The sequence below is a fragment of the Vibrio sp. 2304 genome, assembly GCF_033339475.1.
Lineage (GTDB): Bacteria > Pseudomonadota > Gammaproteobacteria > Enterobacterales > Vibrionaceae > Vibrio > Vibrio alginolyticus.
Genome location: NZ_JAWOUQ010000098.1, coordinates 1 through 571, shown reverse-complemented (window position 1 = coordinate 571; position 571 = coordinate 1). Strand labels below are relative to the sequence as shown.

The window sequence follows — 571 nt, the reverse complement described above, 5'->3', positions numbered from 1 at the left end:
CGCCAACGTGAATATTTGGCTGCTCGCGACTTGTTAAAATCCTTAGCCAGCAAGCCAACGTTGAACGAGTCGTTAAGACCTGATGTTGAGCACAACTTGAAAGTGATTGCTGGCATCGTCGATGAGATAAATCAGATGAGTGAAAGTCAAGCCGGAACAGAGCAAGAGGCGTCAACCGAGCTAGGCGACAACCCTCAAACCGCAGAAGGAGCGGATGAACAAACGTCAGCAGAGTTGATGATTAAAGAGACGTTAAGCGCAGACGACATCTTAGGTAGCCAAGAATTAGCCGACAAGTGGCTAAAGCGAGTCGAAGCGGATCCGAAGTATTTCTTACGCGCTAAATTCCAAATTCAATTACGCTCGCCAACAACGGGTAGCTCAACTACGACAACGGAAAACAATACAGAGGAGGCGGCCCAATGATGATGAATGTCCATCGCGTTACCTCTTTTGCACTTCCTGTACGGATAGTGGCATGGTTAGTGGTTTGTTTGAGTCTGTTCGTAAGTCGTCACGTTTTCGCTCAGGATATTTACGATCTTCAACGCAATCATGGTGTTGAGTTGCA

General features: G+C 47.1%; 1 pseudogene. It reads left to right on the top strand.

What is annotated here, in order from left to right:
• A pseudogene (locus R7P64_RS24455) lies at positions 1-426 on the top strand (hypothetical protein); the annotation flags it as partial.
• Between the last annotated feature and the right edge of the window lie 145 nt (positions 427-571).